General features: G+C 66.8%; 14 protein-coding genes. 10 read left to right on the top strand and 4 right to left on the bottom strand.

The features are described from left to right. The first annotated feature begins 301 nt into the window (after window positions 1-301). Window positions 302-1,033, top strand: coding sequence for an MFS transporter (locus tag G3N61_RS34355; protein ID WP_205824577.1), 732 nt, complete (start codon window positions 302-304; stop codon window positions 1,031-1,033). 215 nt (window positions 1,034-1,248) lie between these two features. Continuing rightward, entirely contained in the window at window positions 1,249-1,728 is a 480-nt protein-coding gene (locus G3N61_RS34350; protein ID WP_205824576.1) for a DUF2501 domain-containing protein, read from the top strand. Window positions 1,729-1,851: 123 nt separating this feature from the next. Here G3N61_RS34350 and G3N61_RS34345 read toward each other — a convergent pair whose 3' ends face one another. Then, on the bottom strand, window positions 1,852-2,217 hold the full coding sequence (locus tag G3N61_RS34345; RefSeq protein WP_043183042.1) for a hypothetical protein: 366 nt from the start codon (window positions 2,215-2,217) through the stop codon (window positions 1,852-1,854). A 309-nt stretch (window positions 2,218-2,526) separates the two neighbouring features. Next, on the bottom strand, window positions 2,527-3,288 hold the full coding sequence (locus tag G3N61_RS34340) for a hypothetical protein (protein WP_043183040.1): 762 nt from the start codon (window positions 3,286-3,288) through the stop codon (window positions 2,527-2,529). Between the two features lie 124 nt (window positions 3,289-3,412). Between G3N61_RS34340 and G3N61_RS34335 the strand changes: the two genes are divergently transcribed. From G3N61_RS34335 to G3N61_RS34325, 3 genes are all read left to right on the top strand, one after another. After that, window positions 3,413-4,849 carry an aldehyde dehydrogenase family protein gene (locus G3N61_RS34335; RefSeq protein WP_205824575.1) on the top strand — a complete coding sequence of 479 codons (1,437 nt, stop codon included), beginning with the start codon at window positions 3,413-3,415 and terminating at the stop codon, window positions 4,847-4,849. A 143-nt stretch (window positions 4,850-4,992) separates the two neighbouring features. Next, a complete protein-coding gene (locus G3N61_RS34330; protein ID WP_205824574.1) occupies window positions 4,993-6,183 on the top strand; it encodes a nitronate monooxygenase family protein in 1,191 nt (396 codons plus the stop codon). Window positions 6,184-6,248: 65 nt separating this feature from the next. Continuing rightward, window positions 6,249-6,890 carry an OmpW family outer membrane protein gene (locus G3N61_RS34325; RefSeq protein ID WP_043183035.1) on the top strand — a complete coding sequence of 214 codons (642 nt, stop codon included), beginning with the start codon at window positions 6,249-6,251 and terminating at the stop codon, window positions 6,888-6,890. Window positions 6,891-6,965: 75 nt separating this feature from the next. Here G3N61_RS34325 and G3N61_RS34320 read toward each other — a convergent pair whose 3' ends face one another. Further along, a complete protein-coding gene (locus G3N61_RS34320; protein ID WP_043183034.1) occupies window positions 6,966-7,169 on the bottom strand; it encodes a DUF1289 domain-containing protein in 204 nt (67 codons plus the stop codon). A 421-nt stretch (window positions 7,170-7,590) separates the two neighbouring features. Here G3N61_RS34320 and G3N61_RS34315 point away from each other — a divergent pair, with 421 nt between their 5' ends. The 5 genes from G3N61_RS34315 (at window position 7,591) to G3N61_RS34295 (ending at window position 12,221) form a co-directional block, all read left to right on the top strand. Continuing rightward, window positions 7,591-8,685 (top strand): polyamine ABC transporter substrate-binding protein, encoded by a 1,095-nt coding sequence (locus tag G3N61_RS34315; RefSeq protein WP_043183033.1) that lies wholly within the window; start codon window positions 7,591-7,593, stop codon window positions 8,683-8,685. Window positions 8,686-8,770: 85 nt separating this feature from the next. After that, window positions 8,771-9,931 (top strand): polyamine ABC transporter ATP-binding protein, encoded by a 1,161-nt coding sequence (gene potA, locus G3N61_RS34310; RefSeq protein ID WP_043183031.1) that lies wholly within the window; start codon window positions 8,771-8,773, stop codon window positions 9,929-9,931. After that, window positions 9,928-10,854, top strand: a complete 927-nt coding sequence (locus tag G3N61_RS34305) for an ABC transporter permease subunit (protein ID WP_043183030.1) — start codon at window positions 9,928-9,930, stop codon at window positions 10,852-10,854. Before potA ends, G3N61_RS34305 begins: the two co-directional genes overlap by 4 nt. Continuing rightward, window positions 10,851-11,672 (top strand): ABC transporter permease subunit, encoded by an 822-nt coding sequence (locus G3N61_RS34300; RefSeq protein WP_043183029.1) that lies wholly within the window; start codon window positions 10,851-10,853, stop codon window positions 11,670-11,672. The genes G3N61_RS34305 and G3N61_RS34300 overlap by 4 nt, the downstream gene beginning before the upstream one ends. Window positions 11,673-11,819: 147 nt before the next feature. Then, window positions 11,820-12,221: a hypothetical protein gene (locus G3N61_RS34295; RefSeq protein ID WP_205824573.1), complete on the top strand. Its 402-nt coding sequence runs from the start codon at window positions 11,820-11,822 to the stop codon at window positions 12,219-12,221. Between the two features lie 142 nt (window positions 12,222-12,363). Here G3N61_RS34295 and G3N61_RS34290 read toward each other — a convergent pair whose 3' ends face one another. Beyond that, window positions 12,364-13,965, bottom strand: coding sequence for a DUF3472 domain-containing protein (locus G3N61_RS34290; RefSeq protein WP_205824572.1), 1,602 nt, complete (start codon window positions 13,963-13,965; stop codon window positions 12,364-12,366). Window positions 13,966-14,221 lie beyond the last annotated feature (256 nt).

Raw genomic sequence — 14,221 nt, 5'->3', positions numbered from 1 at the left:
GTTCGGTGCCGCGGGCGCCGTCGGGGGGGGGATCGCGCCGCCGCCCGCCGGGTGGGTCGCCGGGTACGACATGGCGCTTGCGCTGGGCGCGGTTGCGGGGGTGCCGCCTGCCGGCATGGCCGGGGTGCGCGGCCCGGGCGACGGGCACGACGGCGCGGGGCGGCACGCGAACCCCCGCCCCGAACCCCCCCGACCCCGCCCGCCGCGTGCCTCGGTCCGGCGTCCGGGTCCTTTCAGCGCCGCCGCGCTACACAACAGGGGCACCCGGTGCTTACGGAGCTGACCCCTGGGCGCCGTCGGGATGGTGATCGCGCCGCCGCTCGCGGGCTGGATCGCCGGGTACGACATGACGCTTGCGCTGGCCGTGTTCGCGGTGTTGCCGCTTGCCGGACTGGCCGGGTTGCGCGGCCGGCGCGACGGTCACGACGGCGCGGTGCGGCAGGCAACGCCTCGCCTGAAACCGACCGAGCCGCGCCTGCGGCTGCCCTGGTTCGGCGCGCTGGCGCTTTACAGCGCCGTCATGATCGCGAACAGCGCACTCGGGTTCTACGTGATCGACCGCCTGGGCGTGAGCGCGCAGGCCGCGCCGCTCACGACCGGGTATGCGCTCGGCAGCGCGGGCCTCGGGCTGATCGTGACGCAGGCGCTGGTCGGGCGCTTCCGGTCGGTTGCGCCCGTGCAGTGGTTGCGCTGGGGCGCGCTCGCGGGCGGCGCCGGATTCGCGTCGGTGCTGATGGCCGAGGCCACGCAGCCGCTCACGCTGTGTGCGAGCTATCTCGTCGCCGCATGCGGGATGGGCGCGGCGTTTCCGGCCGTGGCGGCACTGGCGAGTGCGCGGGTGGCGCCGCACGAGCAGGCTGCGTGCGCGGGCGCGATGTCGATGGCCCAGGGGCTCAGTATGGTGATCGGGCCGCTGGCCGGCGCGATGCTGTACGAGCTGCATCCGGCCATGCCGTTCGCGTCGATCGGCGTAATGCTGGCACTGGTTTCCGTTGCCGCTTCATGGCCGGGAGCGCGTGCGGCGGATGCATAGCGGCGCACCTGCGCGCGCCGGGCGACTCGCCGCGATACATGCGGCGCGAACGAGGGGCCGGCGAGCCGACGCGTGACGTCAAGCTTTGTCAAATTGTGGCGATATCACGATGCCTGACGTTTCAGGCCGTGTCCGAAGGCTGTCATGCCCCGGTTGATTGAGTATCCTTGAATTCGATTCGCGGGACTCATGCAATCACAACCGGGAGGCTTCACATGAATGCACGTCTATACCGCGCGACCGTTGCCGGCGCGCTGATCGGATTGCTCGCGCCGTTTTCGGTGGCGCATGCACAACTTGGCGACGTCCTGAAGCAGGTCGGCGGCGGCGGCGATTCAGGCAGCAGCGCAGGCGGTGCGCTCGGCAACCTCGGCGGCCTCGGCGGCGCATTGACGGGCGGTGGCGGTGCGTCGCTGATGTCGGGCAGCACCGGCAACGTCGCGGGCCTGCTGCAGTTCTGCATCCAGAACAACTATCTCGGCGGGGCATCCGGCGGCGCGTCGTCGGTGAAGGACGCGCTGATGGGCAAGCTCGGCGGCAACGCGTCGTCCGACAGCGGCTATACGAGCGGCGCGAGCGGCGTCCTCGACGCCGGCAACGGCAGCAAGCTCGACCTGAGCGGCGGCGGCCTGAAGCAGCAGGTGACCAAGCAGATCTGCGACAAGGTACTGACGCAGGCGAAGTCGCTGCTGTAAGTTTCCCGGCGCGTGGCGGTGCGGGGTGCGCGACATACCTGCGCAGGTCATGCCGGCTGTCACGCGCACATCATCGACGCAAAGACGGGCGGCCGCGCGACGCCGCGGCCCGCGCGCATGGACTCAATCGGCCAGCCGCTTGTCGGCGAGCGCCTTGCAGCAGTCTTCGTAGACCCATTGCACGAGTTTCGCCCGATAGTCGAGATCGTCGGTATCGACGATTTCCTCGACCGCGTCGCGCGCCCACGACGCATCGACGAACCCGGCATGCCGCTTCGCGATGTCCTGCGCGAGCGCGGCGAGCCTGGCGACCACGAGCCAGTCGGCCTGACGGTGATGGCGGTCGAGCCAGCGGTGCGCGGCCTGGACCTGGAACGTGGCGTCCGGCCACGATTCGTTGAGGTAAAACGCGCCGAGGTTGCCGCAGGTGAGCCAGCAAAGCAGCTCGAGGCGGTCTTGCGAGCCGAGGATATGGGGTGCGTCGGACATGGCAGCGCTCACGAAATACGTCGATTCCGGGCGGCACCGGTTGCAATGAGCCGGTGCCGATAATAAAAACATAGCACGATGCGGGCCCGGCCGCGCACCCGGGCGGATGCTGACATGGCGGTGACGAAACGGACGCTGCGCGGGCGTGGATGGCCGACGGCGAAGTGAGGGGGCAGCGGGAACGGAAAGTGCGGGAGCGCGTGACGAATCACGCGCCAGGATGCGGCCGGGGAACGGCCGCTTGCGCCGCGAAACGGGCCCGTTGCCGGGCTCGCCGCAGCCCGGCACGCGGGCTGCGGATGAGGCGGTTCAGGTCGTCGTGTGCGTGGCGCGCGCGATCGAGCGGATGCTGCGCTCGACGCGGATCAGGATGATCAGCACCGCGAGCGACACGAACGAGTACAGCGCGACGAGTGCGGCGACGCCGGCGTAGCGCGCGGTCTGGCCGTTCTCGGCCGCCGTTTCTTCCGCGGCCTTCTTCTCGTTGTCGATCGCGGTGCGGCGTGCGTCGTAGCGCTCGGAGAAGTCGCGCATGACCGCCGACACGACGTCGGTGTACGCCTGCTCGCGCGCATATTCGTCGCCGTGCCCGGTGACCTTCTTCTTGACGCTGGCCGCGACGTCCGCGCGCGACAGCACCTTGTCGAGATACGCGATCTGCTGCTCGTAGTACGCGACGTCAGGATGGTCGTCGTCGCCGAGCACGCGCTGGAACGACGGCTCGTACGCGTCGCGATCGACCGCGTAGTCCGACGACAGGGCCGCGCGGCCGTGCTTCTGCACGATGCCGGACAGTTGCGTCGACAGGCGCAGCGCGGGCGACGCGTTGTCGTCCTTGGCTGCTGCGCCGTCGGCGGCCGGCGTGGCCTTGGCGGGTGCGTCGTTCTCCCACGCGAACGATGCTGGATCGACCTGGATGGCCGAATCGACCTTCGGCGGTTTCGACAGGCGCGCATCGAGTGCGACCGCGCCGAATATGACCCCGCCGATCAGGACCGCGGTCGCGAACAACAGCACGATCACGCGCAGTACCTGAAGATAGCCGCCCTCGATTTTGGTCAGGATGCTCAAGGCATTCTCCTTTCTTATGATGAATGAGGCGCCGAGGCTAAAGAGCTTTCGAATGGCTGTCAATCGTCATACCGGCCGACCGAAACGCTCGCTAGAATGTCGGCTTTCCTGGAGGCGGAAAACGATGAAAATCTACGACCAGTTCTATATCGACGGCGCGTGGCGCAAACCGGCCGGCACCGGCACGATCGACGTGATCGACTCGGGCACCGAAGCCGTGATCGGCCGGATTCCGGAAGGCGTCGCATCCGACGCGCAGGATGCGATCCGCGCGGCGCGCGCAGCTTTCGACGCATGGGCGGTCACGCCGCCCGCGACGCGCGCGGGCTACCTGCGCAAGATCGTCGAGCATCTGCAGGCGCGCAGCGAGGAACTCGCGCAGTCGATCACCGGCGAAGTCGGGATGCCGATCAAGCTGTCGCGCGCGATCCAGGTCGGCGGCCCGATCTACAACTGGAAGGCGTACGCGAAGCTCGCCGAGTCGTTCGAATTCGAGGCACAGGTCGGCAACTCGCTCGTCGTGCGCGAGCCGGTCGGCGTCGTCGCGGCGATCACGCCGTGGAACTACCCGCTCAACCAGGTGACGCTGAAGGTCGCGCCGGCGCTCGCGGCCGGCTGCACGGTGGTCCTGAAGCCGTCCGAGGTTGCGCCGCTCAACGCGTTCATGCTCGCCGAGGCGATTCACGAAGCCGGGCTGCCGGCCGGCGTGTTCAACCTCGTGTGCGGCTATGGCCCGGTGGTCGGCGAGGTGCTGGCCACCGATCCGGACGTCGACATGGTGTCGTTCACGGGTTCGACGCGCGCCGGCAAGCGCGTGGCCGAACTGGCGGCCGCGGGCGTCAAGCGCGTCGCGCTCGAGCTGGGCGGCAAGTCGGCCTCGGTGATCCTCGACGATGCCGATTTCGCGACGGCGGTGAAGGGCACGGTCAACGCGTGCTACCTGAACGCGGGGCAGACCTGCTCGGCGCACACGCGCATGCTGGTGCCGGAAGCGCGCTACGACGAGGCGCGCGCGATCGCGAAGGCGGCGGCCGAAACCTACGTCGCCGGCGATCCGCGGCAGGATGCGACGCGTCTCGGCGCGCTGGCATCGGCCGTGCAGCAGCAGCGTGTGCAGGACTACATCCAGCGCGGGATCGACGAAGGCGCGGAGCTCGTGACGGGCGGCACCGGTTTGCCGGAAGGGCTCGCGAAGGGCTTCTTCGTGAAGCCGACCGTGTTCGGCCGCGTCGATCCGAAATCGACGATCGCGCAGGAAGAGATCTTCGGGCCGGTGCTGTCGATCATCACGTATCGCGATGAAGACGAGGCCGTGCGGATCGCGAACGATTCGCCGTACGGGCTCGGCGGCGCGGTGTGGGCCGGCAGCGACGAACGCGCGATGGGCATCGCGCGCCGCATCCGCACCGGGCAGGTCGACATCAACGGCGGCACGTGGAACATGGCCGCGCCGTTCGGCGGCTACAAGCAGTCGGGGCACGGCCGCGAGAACGGCGTGTACGGGCTCGAAGAATATCTCGAGTACAAGTCGATGCAGCTCAAGCCCGCGAAGCCGGCCTGAGCGTTGCTCACGGCCTCAATCACGGCCTGAACCGGAAACGGCACGCTCGCGTGCCGTTTTTTTATTGACGGCCGTCAAGGTGCGCGTCGGTGGATCGTCGATCATCGCGGTTCCGATGTTCCGATGTTCTGATGAGGTAACCGATGACCGTACGCACTTCCTTTCCGCCGCTGACGATTCGCGGCCGCGCCTTGCTGCCTGTCGTGCAGGGCGGCATGGGCGTCGGCATTTCCGCGCACCGGCTCGCGGGCAGCGTCGCGCGCGAAGGCGCGGTCGGCACGATCGCGAGCATCGACCTGCGCCACCATCATGCCGACCTGCTCGCGCGTTGCCGCGCACAACCCGATCGCGCGACGCTAGAAGCCGCGAACCTCGAGGCGCTCGCCCGCGAGATCCGCCTCGCGAAGACCTACGGCGAAGGGCGCGGGATGATCGCGGTCAACGTGATGAAGGCGGTGAGCGCGCATGCGGATTACGTGCGGGTCGCATGCGACGAGGGGGCAGACGCGATCGTGATGGGCGCGGGCCTGCCGCTCGACCTGCCCGATCTCACGCAAGGACACGACATCGCGCTGATCCCGATCCTGTCGGACAGCCGCGGGATCGCGCTCGTGCTGAAGAAGTGGATGAAGAAGGGGCGCCTGCCCGACGCGATCGTGATCGAGCATCCGGCGCATGCGGGCGGCCATCTCGGCGTCACGCAGATCGACGACATGCACGACGGCCGGTTCGATTTCGCGCGCGTGCTCGACGAGACCGCGCAGGTGATGGCGTCGCTCGGGCTCGCGCGCGAAACGATCCCGCTGATCGTTGCGGGCGGGATCAACAGTCACGACACGGTGCGTGCGGCGTTCGAGGCCGGTGCGAACGGCGTGCAGGTGGGGACACCGTTCGCGGTGACGGAAGAGGGCGATGCGCATCCGCACTTCAAGCGCGTGCTCGCCGACGCGACACCCGACGACATCGTCGAATTCGTCAGCGTGACGGGGCTGCCCGCACGCGCGGTGAAAACGCCGTGGCTCGATCGTTACCTGCGCAACGAGACGCGCATCCGCACCAAGCTCGGCGCACTGAAGCAGCGCTGCCCGACCGCGCTCGAATGCCTGAGCGTATGCGGCTTGCGCGACGGCATCGAGAAGTTCGGCCATTTCTGCATCGACACGCGGCTGGCGGCTGCGCTGCGCGGCGACGTCGCGAACGGGCTGTTCTTCCGCGGCCGCGAAGCGTTGCCGTTCGGCCGTGCGATCCGCAGCGTGCGCGATCTGCTCGACCTGCTGCTGACGGGCGGTGCGGCCGAGCCTGCGGCAAACCGTCCCACGTTTACGCTGGCTTGACGGATATCAACATGCCGAAAAGACCCTACAGGGAGAATGGAAACCATTCTTTGGGGGTCCGTACCATGCATAAAACGATTCGAACTTGTGTCACCGCTGCGGCCGTCGCAGCCGCTTTCGCCGCGATGCCTTCGCTGTCGCACGCGGCCTCGCCGGGCGACGGCATCAATCAGGGCGATGTCCTGGTTCGACTGCGCGCGATCAGCATCCAGCCGAACGAACGCGCGAGCGACACGCTGGGTGCGCTCAACGTCGGCGTGAACAACGCGATCGTGCCCGAGCTCGATTTCACGTACATGATCCGCGACTACCTCGGGGTCGAGCTGATCCTCGGCACGTCGCGGCACCAGATGACGTCGAGCGTCGGCAATCTCGGCGGCGTGGGCGTGCTGCCGCCGACGCTGCTGCTGCAGTACCACTTCAACCATGCCGGCAAGGTGCGTCCGTACGTCGGCGCGGGCGTGAACTACACGTACTTCTACAACAACGGGCTCAACGTCGGCGGGCAGGGCGTGTCGATCAACAAGAGCAGCTTCGGCCCCGCGCTGCAGTTCGGCGTGGACGTGCAGGTGACGAAGAAGGTCTTCGTGAACGTCGACGTGAAGAAGATCTGGATGAGCACCGATGCGACGCTCGGCGACAAGGGCATCGGCACGCTGCACATCGATCCGCTGATCGTCGGCGTGGGCGTCGGGATGAAGTTCTAGACGCGGCGGGAAAAGAACAGAGTTGGGGTTGGCGGCATGGCGGTCGGCATGCCGCTCTTTTTTTGCGCGGCGGATTTACAGCTTGTCGTACTGGAAGCGCATCGCGGTGCCTTCGCGCGAGATGCGCTCCCAGATCGCGCGCTTTTCGTCGTCGCTCAGGAACACCCAGTTCGACACTTCGGCGGCCGTGCGGCCGCAGCCCTTGCAGACTTCGTCGAAGAGGGTCGAGCACACGCCGATGCAGGGGCTGTCGGGCAGGTCGTGGAGATTGGAGGCCATCGGAAGGGTTCACGCAGTTGAATCGTCAGCCGCCATTTTAATGCATCGCGGCCGGTCGGTCGGGCGGGCGCGGCCAGCATGCCGTACTGGTGCCGCGGCGTGACAGTACGGCCGGGTGTCCGGCGCAGCCGCCGGGCGGCCCGCGCGTCCGGCCGGCGAACGCGCGAGCCGCCGCCTGTTTTTCCCGGTGGACAGCCGCCGATTAACCGATAGAATTCCCCGGGAACGCCCCGTCGCACGGGCGGCCTGCCTGGCCGGCGGCGGGAATCTGTTCCGTTTGCGCGACACCGCCATGATTTTTTTGTGACGGGGCGCGAATGATGGTAGTTTTCGGGGTTTTCGAGGGGTGGCGCGCCAGAATGCGCCGCCATGACGAGGCAGACGGCAGCCGGGCAACGTGTCCGGTCGGAGGGAGAACGGGATGAAAGCAAAGGTAGTGGGCCGGTTCGCAGCGCTCGCGCTGTGCGTGGGTGCATCGGCGGCAGCGGCGAAGGATACGCAGCTCAATGTCTATAACTGGTCGGACTACATTGCGAAGGACACGATCCCGAACTTCGAGAAGCAGACGGGCGTCAAGGTCCGCTACGACAACTACGACAGCGACGACACGCTGCAGGCGAAGCTGCTGACGGGCAGCTCGGGCTACGACATCGTCGTGCCGACCAGCAACTACGCGGGCAAGCAGATCGCCGCCGGCATCTTCGCGCCGCTCGACAAGTCGAAGCTGCCGAACCTCAAGTACCTCGATCCGCAACTGATGGCGCTCGTCGCCGGCGCGGACCCGGGCAACAAGTTCTCGGTACCCTGGGCGTACGGCACGACCGGTCTCGCGTACAACCTGACGAAGGCGCAGCAGGCGCTCGGCAAGGTGCCGCTCGACAACTGGGACATCCTGTTCAAGCCGGAAAACCTCTCGAAGCTGAAGACCTGCGGCGTGTCGGTGCTCGACGCACCCGACCAGATGTTCGCGGCCGCACTGCACTACATCGGCAAGGATCCGATGAGCACGAACCCGGCCGACTACAAGGCGGCGATGGAAGTGCTGAAGAAGATCCGCCCGTACATCACGCAATTCAACTCGTCGGGCTACATCAACGACCTGGTCGGCGGCGACATCTGCTTCGCGTTCGGCTGGTCGGGCGACGTCGTGATCGCGAAGCATCGCGCGATGGAAGCGAAGAAGCCGTACAAGATCGAGTACTACATTCCGAAGGGCGGCGCGCCGGTGTGGTTCGACGTGATGGCGATCCCGAAGGATGCGAAGGACAAGGATGCCGCGCTGCAGTGGATCAACTACATCGAGGATCCGAAGGTGCACGCGGCGATCACGAACGCGGTGTACTACCCGAGCGCCAACGCCGAGGCCCGCAAGTACGTGCGGCCCGACGTCGCGAACGACCCGGCCGTCTATCCGCCGGCCGACGTCGTGAAGACGCTGTTCCTGCTCAAGCCGCTGCCGCCTGAAATCCAGCGTCTGCAGACGCGTCTGTGGACCGAGCTGAAGTCGGGCCGCTGACACGCACCGATGTTCCCAGCAGTCATGAAGCCCCTGGTACCCCCGGGGGCTTTGTTCGTTCACCGCAGGAGAGAAGCAGCACATCATGAATAGCCAGTCGGGTGCGCCGGTCGCGGGCGCGCCGTCCTCCGTTTCCTCCTCCGGCGCCGATGCGCGCGCCGAGACCTTTGTCCAGATCGTCGACGTCGTCAAGAAATTCGGCGACACCGAAGCCGTGCGCAGCGTCAACCTGACCGTGCGCCAGGGCGAGCTGTTCGCGCTGCTCGGCAGCTCGGGCTGCGGCAAGTCGACGTTGCTGCGGATGCTCGCGGGCCTCGAGACGGTCACGTCGGGCAAGATCCTGATCGACGGCGAGGATCTCGCGCAGATGCCGCCGTACAAGCGGCCCGTGAACATGATGTTCCAGTCGTATGCGCTGTTCCCGCACATGTCGGTCGAGTCGAACGTCGCGTTCGGTCTCAAGCAGGAAGGCACGCCGAAGGCCGAGCTGAAGGAGCGCGTCGCATCGGTGCTCGAACTCGTGCAGATGAGCAAGTACGCGAAGCGCAAGCCGCATCAGCTGTCGGGCGGCCAGCAGCAGCGCGTCGCGCTCGCGCGCTCGCTGGTCAAGCGGCCGAAGCTGCTGCTGCTCGACGAGCCGATGTCCGCGCTCGACAAGCAGATCCGCCAGCGCACGCAGATCGAGCTCGTCAACATCCTGAACAGGGTCGGCGTCACCTGCATCATGGTCACGCACGACCAGGAAGAGGCGATGACGATGGCGAATCGCCTCGCGGTGATGAGCGAAGGGCAGATCGTGCAGATCGGCTCGCCGAACGAAGTGTACGAATATCCGAACAGCCGCTTCTCGGCCGAATTCATCGGCTCGACGAACCTGTTCGAAGGCGTGACCGTCGAAGACGAGCCCGACCACGTGTACATCGAATCGCCGGAGCTGCCGAGCCGGCTGTACGTGAGCCACGGGATCTCGGGCCCGCTCGGGATGCCGGTTACGGTGTCGGTGCGCCCCGAACGGATCGCGCTCACGCGCAAGCCGCCCGAAGGCGCGTTCAACTGGGCGCGCGGCCGGATCAGCAACGTCGCGTACATGGGCGGCTACTCGCTGTATCACGTGAGGCTCGACGCGGGCAAGACGGTGATCGCGAACGTGTCGAGCCTCGCGATTTCCGAGCTCGACACGCCGTCGCTCGGCGACGAGATCTACGTGCGCTGGAGCGCGACGGCCGGCGTGGTGCTGACGTCATGACCACGTTCAAGTCCATGCTCTCGTGGCCGGTGCGGCGCTTCAACCTGACGGGCGCCACGGCGGTCGTCGCGGGGCCGTTCACGTGGCTCGTGCTGTTCTTCCTCGTGCCGTTCGTGCTGGTCGTCAAGATCAGTTTCGCGGAGCTGCAGCTCGGCATCCCGCCGTACACGGAGCTTGCGTCGTACACCGACGGCGTCGTGCACGTCGCGCTGAACCTGTCGCACTACGCGTTCCTGTTCACGGACAGCCTGTATTTCGCGACCTACGTGAACTCGGTGTGGGTGGCCGCGATCACGACGCTGCTGTGTTTGCTGATCGGCTATCCGATGGCGTACTACATCGCGCGCTCGAACCCGGCGACCCGCAACCTGCTGATGATGGGCGTGATGCTGCCGTTCTGGACGTCGTTCCTGATCCGCGTGTACGCGTGGATCGGCATCCTGAAGAACAACGGGCTGCTGAACAACTTCCTGATGTGGATCGGCCTGACCCATACGCCGATCGAGCTGTATCGAACCAACTACGCGGTGTACATCGGGATGGTGTATTCGTACCTGCCGTTCCTCGTGATGCCGCTGTACGCGCACCTGGTGAAGATGGACCTGCGCCTGCTCGAAGCCGCTTACGACCTCGGCGCCAAGCCGTGGAAGGCGTTCGTGCAGATCACGCTGCCGTTGTCGAAGAACGGGATCATCGCGGGCTGCCTGCTCGTGTTCATCCCGGCGGTCGGCGAGTACGTGATTCCCGAGCTGCTCGGTGGCGCGAACACGCTGATGATCGGCCGCGTGATGTGGAATGAGTTCTTCAACAACGCAGACTGGCCGATGGCGTCGGCCGTGACCTGCGCGATGGTGCTGCTGCTGCTCGTGCCGATGGCGATGTTCCAGCACTTCCAGGCGAAGGAGCAGGGAGGCCGCCGATGAAGCCGAATCGTTACCTGCAGTTCGCGGCGCTGTTTGCCGGCTTCGCGTTCCTGTATATCCCGATCGTCAGCCTGATCGTCTATTCGTTCAACGAGTCGAAGCTCGTCACCGTGTGGTCGGGCTTCTCGTTCCGCTGGTACGCGGCGCTCGTCGAGGACGACGAGCTGCTGACGGCCGCGTGGCTGTCGCTGAAGATCGGCGTGCTGACCGCGTTCGCGTCGGTGATCATCGGCACCTGGGCCGGTTTCGTGCTCGCCCGGATGGGGCGCTTTCGCGGCTTCGCGCTGTTCAGCGGGATGATCAACGCGCCGCTCGTGATTCCCGAGGTGATCCAGGGGATCTCGCTGCTGCTGCTGTTCATCGAACTGGCGAAGTGGATCGGCTGGCCGGCCGAGCGTGGCGTGTTCACGATCTGGCTCGGTCACGTGATGCTGTGCATTTCGTACGTCGCCATCATCGTGCAGTCGCGCGTGCGCGAGCTGAACCCGTCGCTGGAGGAAGCTGCGCTCGATCTCGGCGCGACGCCGCTGAAGGTGTTCTTCACGATCACGCTGCCGCTGATCTCGCAGGCGCTGATCGCGGGCTGGCTGCTGTCGTTTACGCTGTCGATCGACGACCTCGTGCTGTCGGCGTTCCTGTCGGGTCCCGGCTCGACGACGCTGCCGCTCGTGGTGTTCTCGCGCGTGCGCCTCGGGTTGAATCCGGAGATGAATGCGCTCGCGACGCTGTTCATCGTCGCGGTGACGGCCGGCGTCGTGATCGCGAACTTCGTGATGCTGCGGCAGGAACGCAAGCGGATGGCAGGATTCGCGACCTGACGTTCAGGTTGTGATCGCGATGGACAACGCCCGGTACCGACGACGAGTCGGGCCGGGCGTTTTGTTTGACGAGACGGGTTTGCGGATATGCCTGGCAAAAGTGCCGAAGCCGCTCCGAATGGCCGGCGGGCACCACGGGAGAAAAAATTGAAGATTTCTGATTGGCTCGGCGCAAGTCTGACTGCCGCGATCGCGGCCGGCTTGCTCATCGGCATTTTGTCCGTCAGGGATTTCGGCGGTGTGTCGATCGCTTTTTCCGCGGTTGCTTTCGCGGTTGCATTGCCGGTGGCCATGCTGCTTTCGTATCCGGTCTATTGGGCTGGCACGCGACTTCCCCGGAAGGCGGTCTTGCCGATGCTGGTCATCGTGGGCGGCGTTGCAGGATCGATCGTTCTTGCGGTTTTGACCAATGCTGCATGGCCGGACTTCGGAAGGCACGGAGAAATGGTGTTGCTGTATGCGGCAATCGGAGCGATATGCGCGGTTTCGGCACTGGGGTATGTCGAGCGATCCAGCATTGCCGGCAGGCTGCGTGAATGGCTCAAATGACGGTTACGCCGCAGCTGTTTTGATGACGACGGGCTATCGTTTCGTTGGCCGGTGGTGCCCGTTGCAGTAAAAAACGCCCGGTGCCGACGACGAGTCGGGCCGGGCGTTTTGTTCCGTGGCGCTGCGCGCTGGTCTGAGCCGGTCAGTACGCGAAGCTCTTGCCAGGCGTTGTCCAGACTGCCGTGGCGGCCGTGCACGGCTGGAGCGTCAACGCGCCGCCGGCGGCAGGCGCCAGGCAGCGGCCTGTCGACTGCGACACGAGCTGCGCCGAACCGGGTGCCGTGCCGGCTTTCACCCGCCATTGCTGATCCGCCGCACCGGCCGCGCACGTGCGCAGCAGCGCGCCGTTGGTTTGCGCGGTGAGGCAGTAGCTGTACTTGGTCTGCAGCGTACCGTCACCCGCGACGACCCACAGTTGCGGATTGAAGTGCGTGCCGCCGGACGTGCGCACCGACGCGAGCGTCGGGCACGCACCGAGCACGGCCGGATGACCGTCGGCCAGGCCGCCCGACGCGGTCAGGCAGGTACCGTTCGCTTTCACGAGGCCGGCCGCCGATTGCTGCGGGCCGCCGATCAGCGTCGCGACGCCGTTCGATACGGACGCATTCGCATCGCTGGCCGGGCAGGTCTTGTTGACCGTGACCGACGGCGCCGGCACCGTCACCGCGTTGCCGATCGCGTCGTACGCGCGAATGCTGAACTGCGCGTCCGTGTACGCGATCGACGTGCAACTCGTGCGGCTCGAGTTCCAGTCGAAATATTCGACCCACTGGCCGATCGACGAGACGGGCACCTGCGTCTGCGTCGTGCCGACATAGATGCTGCCGATGTCGAAGCTGTCGCCGGCCGCGCCGGGCGTCACGTCGGTGACGTTGCTCTTGAACCAGCCGGGGCCCTGGTTCGCGTCGGGCGTGATGCGGAACCGGTAGGTGTGGCCGGCCTGCCAGTCGTAGCGATAGCGGCACTGCGCGCCCGCGCTGCCGTCGGTCGCCGAGCCGCTCACCGTGCAATAGCTGCCCGCGCCGATGCCGGCGCTCGCGGGCGTGCCGGGCTTCGCGGCGGTCGCGCCCCACAGGCTGAACAGGAATTGCTTGCCGACGCCTTCGCTGGCCGACACCAGCTCGGTCGACTGCAGGCCGGTATAGCCGTGCAGCGAATTGACCTGGTTCGACCAGAACACGTTCGAGTTCGGGCCCGGGTCCGTCTGCGGCGTGATGAACAGGTCGAGCGTGCCGACGCTGCGCACCGTCGACGGAAACCACGTGTTGCTGTAAAGGCCCGGCGTCGCGCCGAGGAAGCCGGAGAGCGTGGGTGCCGTGGCGGCGGACAGCGTCGCGAGCCCCGCGGCCGTGTCGGCCGCGATCGTGAAGCTGCGCGCACCCGCCGGCGGCAGCGCCGCGACGGGCGGCACGTCGAGCGTGAAGCCGAGCGTGCAGGTGCCGCCGGCCGGCACCGTCATGCCGGACAGTGCGGCGCGCGATGCCCCGTCGTCGGTGAGCGTGCCGCCGCAGGTGCTGGTGAGACCGTTCGCGCTGAAGCCGGCCGGCATCCCGATGAACAGCCCGGCGGCTGCGGGCGCGGTGCCGGTGTTGGTGAGCTTGAGCGTGGCCTTGTCGGTTCCGCCGACCGATGGCGACAGCGTGGCGAGCGTCAGTGCGGCGGTGTAGGCAGGGGTGGCGAAAGCGGTGAGCGGTGCGAACAGCAGCGTGGCAATCGCCGCGCATCCTCGTGTGCTGATGGCCATTACAGGAATCCTTACTAGTTGTTAGATTCGATACCCGTCGCGATGGCGACGCGCCACGAATCTAGCACGGGACTCCCGGCGAATTGTGAAGATTTCGGCATGGCGGGCTCATCGCGATCGTGCGCGGGCTCGTTGCCCGCGCACGATCGGATGCCGCGTTACGCGCCGAACGCCGCCTTCGCCAGCAGCCCGAGCGCGACGCACACGAGCACGGCCGCGAACCCGGCCTGCACGTGCCGCGCCGCGAGGTGGTGCG

The organism is Burkholderia sp. Ac-20349 (genome assembly GCF_017104865.1).
Lineage (GTDB): Bacteria > Pseudomonadota > Gammaproteobacteria > Burkholderiales > Burkholderiaceae > Burkholderia > Burkholderia aenigmatica.
The sequence above is the reverse complement of the archived record's forward strand: the minus strand, read 5'-3'. Positions and strand labels throughout refer to the sequence as shown.

Bases quoted from the DNA above. Each gene is read 5' to 3' on its own strand.
- G3N61_RS34350 (WP_205824576.1), top strand. From the start codon at position 1,249: ATGAATGCACGTCTATACCGCGCGACCGTTGCCGGCGCGCTGATCGGA.
- G3N61_RS34325 (WP_043183035.1), top strand. From the start codon at position 6,249: ATGCATAAAACGATTCGAACTTGTGTCACCGCTGCGGCCGTCGCAGCC.
- G3N61_RS34355 (WP_205824577.1), top strand. From the start codon at position 302: ATGGTGATCGCGCCGCCGCTCGCGGGCTGGATCGCCGGGTACGACATG.
- G3N61_RS34315 (WP_043183033.1), top strand. From the start codon at position 7,591: ATGAAAGCAAAGGTAGTGGGCCGGTTCGCAGCGCTCGCGCTGTGCGTG.
- G3N61_RS34330 (WP_205824574.1), top strand. From the start codon at position 4,993: ATGACCGTACGCACTTCCTTTCCGCCGCTGACGATTCGCGGCCGCGCC.
- G3N61_RS34305 (WP_043183030.1), top strand. From the start codon at position 9,928: ATGACCACGTTCAAGTCCATGCTCTCGTGGCCGGTGCGGCGCTTCAAC.
- G3N61_RS34345 (WP_043183042.1), bottom strand. From the start codon at position 2,217: ATGTCCGACGCACCCCATATCCTCGGCTCGCAAGACCGCCTCGAGCTG.
- G3N61_RS34320 (WP_043183034.1), bottom strand. From the start codon at position 7,169: ATGGCCTCCAATCTCCACGACCTGCCCGACAGCCCCTGCATCGGCGTG.
- G3N61_RS34335 (WP_205824575.1), top strand. From the start codon at position 3,413: ATGAAAATCTACGACCAGTTCTATATCGACGGCGCGTGGCGCAAACCG.
- G3N61_RS34290 (WP_205824572.1), bottom strand. From the start codon at position 13,965: ATGGCCATCAGCACACGAGGATGCGCGGCGATTGCCACGCTGCTGTTC.
- potA (WP_043183031.1), top strand. From the start codon at position 8,771: ATGAATAGCCAGTCGGGTGCGCCGGTCGCGGGCGCGCCGTCCTCCGTT.
- G3N61_RS34300 (WP_043183029.1), top strand. From the start codon at position 10,851: ATGAAGCCGAATCGTTACCTGCAGTTCGCGGCGCTGTTTGCCGGCTTC.